This is a genomic window from Synechococcus sp. R3-13, assembly GCF_047462195.1.
GTDB lineage: Bacteria > Cyanobacteriota > Cyanobacteriia > Thermostichales > Thermostichaceae > Thermostichus.
In genome coordinates, this window is the sequence record NZ_JANSIO010000202.1 from 1 (window position 1) to 8,194 (window position 8,194).

General features: G+C 59.0%; 7 protein-coding genes and 1 pseudogene. 5 read left to right on the forward strand and 3 right to left on the reverse strand.

Annotation, left to right across the window (positions count from 1 at the left end; all coding sequences use genetic code 11):
- On the forward strand, positions 1–184 hold a 184-nt coding region (locus tag NW856_RS06140), incomplete at its 5' end, for a hypothetical protein (RefSeq protein ID WP_414399526.1).
- Between the two features lie 428 nt (positions 185–612).
- Here the strand turns inward: NW856_RS06140 and NW856_RS06145 are convergent.
- From NW856_RS06145 to NW856_RS06155, 3 genes and pseudogenes are all read right to left on the reverse strand, one after another.
- Positions 613–1,818, reverse strand: a pseudogene (locus tag NW856_RS06145) (helicase HerA domain-containing protein); the annotation flags it as partial.
- Between the two features lie 31 nt (positions 1,819–1,849).
- Positions 1,850–2,653 (reverse strand): Ig-like domain-containing protein, encoded by an 804-nt coding sequence (locus NW856_RS06150; protein WP_414329004.1) that lies wholly within the window; start codon positions 2,651–2,653, stop codon positions 1,850–1,852.
- Positions 2,654–2,909: 256 nt separating this feature from the next.
- Positions 2,910–3,278 carry an AbrB family transcriptional regulator gene (locus NW856_RS06155; RefSeq protein ID WP_011432615.1) on the reverse strand — a complete coding sequence of 123 codons (369 nt, stop codon included), beginning with the start codon at positions 3,276–3,278 and terminating at the stop codon, positions 2,910–2,912.
- A gap of 340 nt (positions 3,279–3,618) precedes the next feature.
- Between NW856_RS06155 and coaBC the strand changes: the two genes are divergently transcribed.
- The 4 genes from coaBC to NW856_RS06175 form a co-directional block, all read left to right on the forward strand.
- Positions 3,619–4,848: a bifunctional phosphopantothenoylcysteine decarboxylase/phosphopantothenate--cysteine ligase CoaBC gene (coaBC, locus tag NW856_RS06160; protein ID WP_414399529.1), complete on the forward strand. Its 1,230-nt coding sequence runs from the start codon at positions 3,619–3,621 to the stop codon at positions 4,846–4,848.
- A 68-nt stretch (positions 4,849–4,916) separates the two neighbouring features.
- Positions 4,917–5,687, forward strand: a complete 771-nt coding sequence (locus NW856_RS06165; protein WP_414399527.1) for a hypothetical protein — start codon at positions 4,917–4,919, stop codon at positions 5,685–5,687.
- A 210-nt stretch (positions 5,688–5,897) separates the two neighbouring features.
- A complete protein-coding gene (gene cax, locus NW856_RS06170; RefSeq protein WP_414399530.1) occupies positions 5,898–7,016 on the forward strand; it encodes a calcium/proton exchanger in 1,119 nt (372 codons plus the stop codon).
- 38 nt (positions 7,017–7,054) lie between these two features.
- The coding region (locus tag NW856_RS06175) for a hypothetical protein (RefSeq protein WP_414399528.1) at positions 7,055–8,194 on the forward strand (1,140 nt) is incomplete at its 3' end.

An 8,194-nucleotide genomic window follows, 5' to 3' on the forward strand; every position in this document is an offset into this window, starting at 1 on the left:
GGAGGTGCCCACTTTCTTGCTCATGCGCCTGGCCTTCGGCACCGGCCTCTGCCGCTTTGGCATGTTCCGAGCGGTGCGGGCAGCTTGTGCTCACAGCCCCAGCTCGGACTTAGCCTGTTGGGCGGCCAGGAGCACCTCCGCATCTTCGGCCTGCGACCAGTCGGGGTCGGCGATCTCGGCGTAGAACCGCTGGTCGTAGGGGCGGGTTTGCACCACCACCGGCATGGGCACGGCATGGCCCAGAATTAGGGCTTGCTGTTTGGAGTCCAACTTGGCCAGCACCGTTTTCAAGTTCTGGCTGCCCGCCACCCCTGTGAACACCGCCTCGATATCTTGGTCGTCGTTGAGGAGTGCCGTAATGCGAGTGCCCAACTGCGACATCACTTCGCTATCGATGCTGGAAGGGCGTTGATCCACCACCAGCAGCGTGACAAAGTACTTGCGCATCTCGCGGGCAATGGTGCCGAAAATGGTCTGCTTGGCCGCCCGCGGATTCAAAAAGCGGTGGGCCTCCTCAATGGTGATGCATAGTTGACGGGGCTTGTCGAGGGGATTTTTGGATTGCAAGTACCGCTCCGTCTGATGTACGTAGGCCTGGTGAATGCGGCGGGTGATGACGTTGGCAGCCAACATGTAGGAAAGCAAGTTGGACTGGGATCCAAACTCGATAACCACGTGAATGCCGCGGCTGAGGGCATCCAAAATCTGGCCGATGTAGTTGTGGGGCAGGGTGTTGCGGATGTACTTGAGGTTGTCAAGGCGGGTGAGCTTGCGCTGCAGGGCCATCATCGAGGCTTTGTTGCCCATTTTCTGTTCGCAAAACTCTTGAATCTCGGTGTTGGAAAGGCTCAAGAGGCGGCTGATCCAGTCGCGGCCAAACTCGTTGCGCAGGATAATGGCATTTTCCAAGCTGGCTTCCGATAGGTTCAGCTCCTCTGCCAACAGGGCCAGATCCTCCACCTCGATCTGGTTGTAGGCGATGAAGAGCTCCTGCGCATCCCGCACCCCTCGCCGCCGGGTGGAATCGGGATCCAGGGTATAGATCTGTACCTGACCGGGAAAGAGCTGCCGCAAGCCCTTGACGGTGCTGGCGTGCTTGTCTTCGCTGGCTGCCTCCCAGCCATACTCGGAGTGCATGTCAAAGATCAGGTTCACCGCCGCCCGTTTGCGGATGATGCCGGCCAGGATCAGGCGGGCTAGAAAGGACTTGCCGGTGCCCGATTTGCCGAAAATGCCGTTGCTGCGCTCCACCCAGCGATCCAAGTCCAAACAGATGGGCACAGCCATGTCGAGGGGCTGGCCGATAGCAAAGTTGCGCCGCTCTGGGTCATCTTCCCAGCCGAAGACGGTGCGAAAGTCCAGTTCCCGTGCCTCATACACCTGTGAAAAATGGGCGGGCACCGTTTTCACGGGCAGCAGCTCCATCGCGTAAGCGGGACGGAGTTCTCGGCTGGGGGTGGTGGAAGCCGTTTGAGTCTCTGCCAAGTCAGGATGGATCGGAGGATACTCCCCCTCCATCTCCCGCGGCACCAACATCAACATCGGGGTGAGGGCAATGATGCCGTAGGTGCCGGTACCGGCCAGCACTTCCCGCAGCAGGGTCTCTTCAGGATGGGGGGGGTTGACCAGGATCTGGGGGTTGCTGGTTTCTAGGGTAACGTCGGTGAGCAGGCCGAAGAAGCGGTTGCGCTGCCCCTGGATCACCACGAATTTGCCCACCCGCAAGTCTTCTACCGAGACACCGGGATTGAGGCGAGCTTCCAGCCCTCGACTCAGGGATCCCTGAATCACGGTGGCCAAAGGTTGAGGAGGGGTCATGGCAGTGGGGGTTGGGTTCCAGATGCCTTATTCAGTTGCCCATCTGTAAGCGGGCGCTGGTGCGGGGGGCGCCATCCTGCACAATCCAGGTGCGGACGATCTCCACTTCCTCCGGCGTCCAAAAGCCCAGACGGGACAGGGGCAGCCCGCGGGCCTGAATGTAAGCAATCTCAGGGGATCCGCCGCGAGCTTGGGGGCGGTTGGGGTTATTGGCGTTGAGGATGTAGGCGTGGCGGCTCGTCCACCGGGGATTGATCAACTCGCTATTGGGATCCCCGGGCCTGACATAGGCCATCGTGGCCTCATAACTGTCCAGCAACTGGGTGCGCTGCCGTCCTGCCGGCTGATGGCAACCCACACAACTGGCTTCTAGCAGCGGTTTGACATCCCGTTCATAGGTAAATTGCGGTTCGGTGCGAAAACTCAGCTGAATGGCCTGCTCGAGGGGCAGCCCCTCTTGGGGAGAAAGCGTGAGGGTGTAACGGGTGCTAAAGCGCAAGGGATCCCGAGGCTTAAGCAACAACTCGTCTCCCTGCACATCAAAAATAACCGCTGCCGGCGGATCCAACTGAACCGCCAGACGTTGTAGATTGGGATCCAGTGGCCGATTGAATTGCAGCCGAATGACTCCATCCACAAAAACATCCTGCTGTTCGGGGGTAGGCTGGGAAGACACCCACTCCAAAAATGCCTGACTTTGAGAAGCATTCGACTGAGGCCAAACTTGCCGATGAGACTCGATGACAAAGAACGCTGCTGCCAACAACAACAGCCCCGCCCAAGTTCGCCACCGCCGCCAATGGCGAAAGACATTTTGTACGGTCGGAGTGTTCATTGCCGCAGACCCAATTTAACTGTTGTCAGAATAGCGAACTTACCCACACTTCAGCCATTGATGAGGTACAAACTGCCAGGGATCCCCAGCGGATCATGAGGATCCCTTGTTCTGAAAAGTAGAAAGACAATGAGCACCGGAGCGAAGGGAAGAGGTCGCTGCTCCCAAGCCCCTAGAGGCCGAAAGGAATACCAAAGGCTTTACCCAAGCTGAGATGAACTCACCAGCAGGGAAAAGCATCCAGGGAGACAGCAAATCAGTTGACCCGCTCCAGCTTGATGTTGTGGTGGCCCAGCTTGATCTCAAACTCATCTCCGGGCTTGAGGCCCATCTTCTTGGTGTAGGCAGCTCCAATCAGGAGGTTGCCATTCTTATGAACCGAAACCCGGAAGGTAGGAGCGCGGCCACGGGATCCATTTTCGTCACTAGCGCCGAGATCCACGCCAACGGCCTTCAACAGGGCGTTGTTAAACTGCATCAGATTCACTCGCTCCTGACCATTCTTGGTGTAGGTGACATAACCACAGGCGCGAGCTTTTTCCTTGCGATCCGCATTTCCCATTGAAGTTACCTTGTCGAGGAGCTCTTGGCCAGTGAGTGGTTTTGGTTTACTGGTTGTAGCCATATCGAGATGGTTTTAGGGACAACTGTTAGTGTAGCCAGAAACAAACAGGGATTGCAACAGAGTTTGATCCAATTCCTTCTTATTACAGGGAATAAGTCAGCGACCGCAATGGGATCTGAGGGGTGGTTGCGCAAAACAGCAGTGGGGAATTCCCTCTAAAGGCCAGAACCTGTGGGGGAGACTTTGGCTGAAATTGGGTAATGACAGATCCTCAGGCCCTATTCTCGACAGGGTCATCCGTCCAAGTCAAAGTATCTTTGGGCGAGGGATCCCCGCTTTGCCGCCGGAATTGAGCAAAAGCAGGGAAACTGGAAACAAGGCTGTTTGCGTGTCACTCAATATGGATCCCTTTTGGTCGGGGCGGCGTCTCCTCATTGGGGTGAGCGGGGGGATTGCTGCTTACAAAACGGCAGCTTTGGTGTCTGCTCTGGTGCAGCAGGGAGCAGAGCTCAAGGTGGTTTTGACAAAAGCTGCGGAACATTTTATTTCTCCTTTGACTTTTGCCACCTTGTCCCGCCAGCCGGCTTTTACGGATGCCGCCTTTTGGCAAGCAACACGAGAACGACCGCTGCACATCGAGTTGGGGGAATGGGCGGAGGCTCTCCTCATTGCACCCTTGTCGGCCAACACCTTGGGCAAGTTGGCTCATGGGCTGGCGGATAACTTGCTCACCAATGTGGTTTTGGCTTCCCGGTGTCCGGTGGCGGTGGCACCGGCTATGAATACGCAGATGTGGAAGGCGGAGAAGGTGGCCGAGAATTGGCAGCGGCTACACCAGGATCCCCGTTTTTGGGCCTTGCCGACGGCCAGTGGCCGCCTGGCCTGTGATGCGGTGGGGGAAGGGCGCATGTTGGAGCCGGAGGCGCTGCAGGAGTATGTGCGGGCTTTGCTCTGGACAGCGGGGAAAAAAGATTGGCAGGGCAAGCGGGTGTTGGTGACGGCGGGGGGTACACGGGAGCCCATCGACGCGGTGCGTTTTATCGGCAACCCGGCCAGTGGCCGGATGGGAGTGGCGCTGGCGGTGGCGGCAGCCTGCCGGGGGGCGACAGTGACGCTGGTCCATGGGCCGTTGGGGATCCCCTTTGATCCAGCGCCCTTCGCCATTCGGGCCATTCCGGTGGAGACGGCAGCCCAACTGGAGGCGGCTTTGCAGGCGGAATTTCCCCAGGCGGATCTCTTGTGGATGGCTGCTGCTGTGGGGGATGTGCGCCCCTCTCAGGTTTACGCGGGGAAGCTGCCCAAAGCCGAACTGCCCCAGATGTTGCCGTTGGAGCCGATCCCTGACCTGCTGGCAGCTCTGGCCCGCCACAAACGCCCTGGCCAACGCCTCATCGGCTTTGCCGCCCAAAGTGGGGATCCCTTGCCGCCGGCCAGAGAAAAGCTCCGCCAAAAGGGCTTGGATGCCATTGTGGCCAACCCCATCGACCAGCCGGACAGCGGCTTCGGCAGCAGCCACAACCAAGGCTATTGGATCCCCCAGCAGGGAAACCCAGAACGGATCCCATTGGCGACCAAGTCAACCCTGGCCCACCGACTGCTGGATCTGGCCCTGCACTTGGAGTTGGGCTGACTTCGACACCAAGACTAACGATCTTGCCAAAGATCAGGTACCTTTGAGGCTAAGCGCAGAAGGATCCCATGGCGATCATCGTCCTGAAAGCCTGGTATTTGGATTCGGTGTTGTCTGCTTCTCAAGTCCAACAGAGGGCCCCCGACCTGCGCCTAAGCCGTACCGGCCTCTTGAAGACGGCGATGCGGGCCGACTTTCTCGACGATGTGGAGCAGGTGAAGGCTTCCCTGTGGTGGCAGCGCTACCTGGAAGGAGAGCTGGTGGAGTTTTACATCGAGGGCAGCGGTGCCTACAGCATCTCCAACCTCGATTTAATTAGCCGCGAGATCTACTTTAATAAGCGGGCCACTCTGAACATGACCGAGCCCGTCATCTACTTCTGCGGCCAATCGGATTACCCCAACTCCAGCGCCACTCTGTACCGGGCATTGCAAGCCGTGGTGGAGGCTCTCAATCGCGACCACAGACCGGTCGTGCCCCTGCAGCTGCAGGGATCCCTTCCCGCCGAGGCCGAGACCCCGCTCATCGACGCGGCCTTGATTCGCAAGCTTAAGCACGCGCTGCTGGTGGTGGCCGATGTGACCCCTGTGCAGGTGAATGGCCGGGGGCGTCCCCTGCCCAGCCCCCAGGTCTGTCTGGAGTTGGGCTATGCCCTGCAATCGAAGCGCCCTGAACAATTGCTGCTGGTACAACTCCCCCGCGACGGCATCGAGGGATCCTTTCCCTTTGAGGTAGAGGGCAGCAGTTTTTTGAAAATCGCCGATCCCCAGCATCTGTCCGATCAATTGGGAGCCGAGATCGCCCGGCAGTTGCAGCGCAACCGGGTTATCTCCCTCTAGCCAGCAGCACCTATCCAACCTCCCCTCGCAGCCGTTAGACTCTTGGAGATGGTCACTCCTGGCCATGGGGGATCTGGCTCCCCGAAACCCAAACAGCCTCCATCGTCGCTACCTTTTCTCCCCTTGTGAACCATGACCCTGGCTAACGCAAATCCTTTGGTTTCGCCGGATCGCTCTGCGGCAGGTTGGCAGAGAGGTCTGAACAGCATAATGTTCCTGCTGCTGTTGGGGGTTCCCCTATCTTGGGTGGGGCACTTCCGGGGCTGGGATCCCAACCTGGTTTTCCTCTGTGCGGCTTTGGCGGTGGTGGCCTTGGCGAAGTTTATGGGTCAGGCCACGGAAGAGATCGCGGCCTTGACAGGGCCGACAGTCGGGGGGCTGATCAACGCCACCTTTGGCAATGCGGCGGAGTTGATCATCGGCTTGGTGGCACTGCGGGCGGGGCTGGTGGATGTGGTAAAAGCCTCCATCACCGGCGCGATCATCAGTAACCTGCTCCTGGTGGCCGGCTTGGCCATGTTTTTGGGCGGGATCAAGTTTCGGGAGCAGAGCTTTCGACCCGAGGTGGCCCGCATGAATGCCTCGGTGATGAACCTGGCGGTGGTGGCCTTGATCTTGCCCAGCGTGGTCACCTATGCCGATGCCAACTTGGGGGAGATCTCCATCCAAGAGCTATCCACGGCAGTAGCCCTGGTGCTGATTGGGGTTTACGGTCTCACTTTGCTGTTTTCCCTCAAAACCCACAGTTACCTCTACGCCCTTCACGAAGCAGAAGCCGCAGAAGATGAGGCGGCCAATCGCCTGGCCCCCAATCCGGTTTTGCAGGCGGAAGGATCCATTCCCCAGGTGTTGACGGCTCCGCCCGAGAGAGCCGGTTTGGGGTTTTGGGTGCTGGCCCTCTTGGGGTTGACGGTGTTGGTGGCGCTGGAGTCGGAACTGTTGGTGAGCACCCTAGAGGACACGCTGGAACACTTTCACATGACGTCGCTGTTTATGGGGGTGATTTTGTTGCCGATCATCGGCAACGCGGCAGAGCATGCGACGGCGATCACGGTGGCCATGAAAGACAAGATGGATCTCTCCTTCTCGGTGGCGCTGGGCTCGACGATGCAAATTGCCCTGTTTGTGGCACCTCTGCTGGTGCTGGCCGGGGATGTGCTGCATCAGCCCATGAACTTTAACTTCGGCATGGTGGAGTTGGTGGCCATTGCTGTCTCGGTGCTGCTGATCAATTCCGTTAGCAGCGATGGGCGATCCAACTGGCTGGAAGGGCTACTGCTCTTGGCCACCTATGCCATCCTCGGGATTGCTTTCTTCTTTCTGGAGTGAGGCGTTAAAGTGTTCTGCACCGCTGACGCAAACGGCTCATGCTGCGAAGCTGCGAATGGTGCCCCGCACCGCTGACGGGAACGGTAGGCAGGCCGAAGCCGAGGAAAACGGGATCCCTGTTTTGGCCTCTCCTTTTCAGTGCATCTCTTGCCCTATCCCCCATAAGCGGGCCCGCATGGGGGCAGGAAACTGCTGAAAACAACGGCACCGCCCCCAACCTGCCTTTGCTCAACCGTTTGGATGCCCTAGAAGAGCTGCGGCAAGCGCTTAGCCTCCCCACCTCCTCTGTCCAGGCGGAGGCCGTGACGCTGGATGGGCGGCATTTGTTTGTGGTTACTGCTCCCCAGGGGGATCCCGGCAGCCTGCCTCCGGTGTCGCAGCGGGTGCGCTCCATTGAACAAACCCTGCACCAGTTGGCCAGCGCCGGATTCGATCCAGAGGCGCTGCAGGTTGAAGTCACCCTAGACGGCCAGACCAACCAGCCTGTTATCCGGGTGAATGGGCTACATTTGCTGACCATCACCTCCCTCGATGCCCAATTCCAGGGCGCCCAACCCATGGACTGGGCTGAGCAAGTAGCCGGCATTGTCGAGGAAGCGCTGCGCACCTCGCAACGGGAGCGGCAGCCTCAATTTTTGCGCCGCCAAGCGGTGATTGCCCTCGGCATCCTGGCTGTGGTAGGGAGCCTGAGCCAGCTCTGCCAGCGAAAACGGCGACGGCTGCAGCAAAAACGCGATGCCCTGCAGACGGAATACCAGGCCATCCAAGCAGAGATTCAGGAGCGCCTAGCGGGGGAAGAGCAGCCGGGCGTGGATCCCGTCTTGGTCGAACAACAGGCCGGACGCAAACGGCAGGAATCCTATTTAGAGCTGCAAATTCGCCTGCTGCGCCTGGTGCAAATTGGCCTGTGGGTGGGCGGAGTTGGGGTGAGCTTGGGCCTTTTCCCACAAACGCGACCCCTGCAAACGTTTTTCCTGGTTTCGCTGCGCGGCCCTCTGTTGCGGTTGACAGGGGTGGGCCTGGCCACCTATGGCAGTGTTTGGCTGAGTGGACTGGTACTGGATAACCTCTTTGCTGCCCTGCGCCAAGAGCAAAATGCCCCCACCTATCGCCTCAGCAAACGCCTCAGCACCTTTGCCAGCGTCTGTGACATACTCCCATCACTGACCCTACAGGTA

Excerpts from the sequence above, each read along its gene's own strand:
- NW856_RS06150 (WP_414329004.1), bottom strand. The coding sequence starts at position 2,653 with ATGAACACTCCGACCGTACAAAATGTCTTTCGCCATTGGCGGCGGTGG.
- NW856_RS06155 (WP_011432615.1), bottom strand. The coding sequence starts at position 3,278 with ATGGCTACAACCAGTAAACCAAAACCACTCACTGGCCAAGAGCTCCTC.
- coaBC (WP_414399529.1), top strand. The coding sequence starts at position 3,619 with ATGGATCCCTTTTGGTCGGGGCGGCGTCTCCTCATTGGGGTGAGCGGG.
- NW856_RS06165 (WP_414399527.1), top strand. The coding sequence starts at position 4,917 with ATGGCGATCATCGTCCTGAAAGCCTGGTATTTGGATTCGGTGTTGTCT.
- cax (WP_414399530.1), top strand. The coding sequence starts at position 5,898 with ATGTTCCTGCTGCTGTTGGGGGTTCCCCTATCTTGGGTGGGGCACTTC.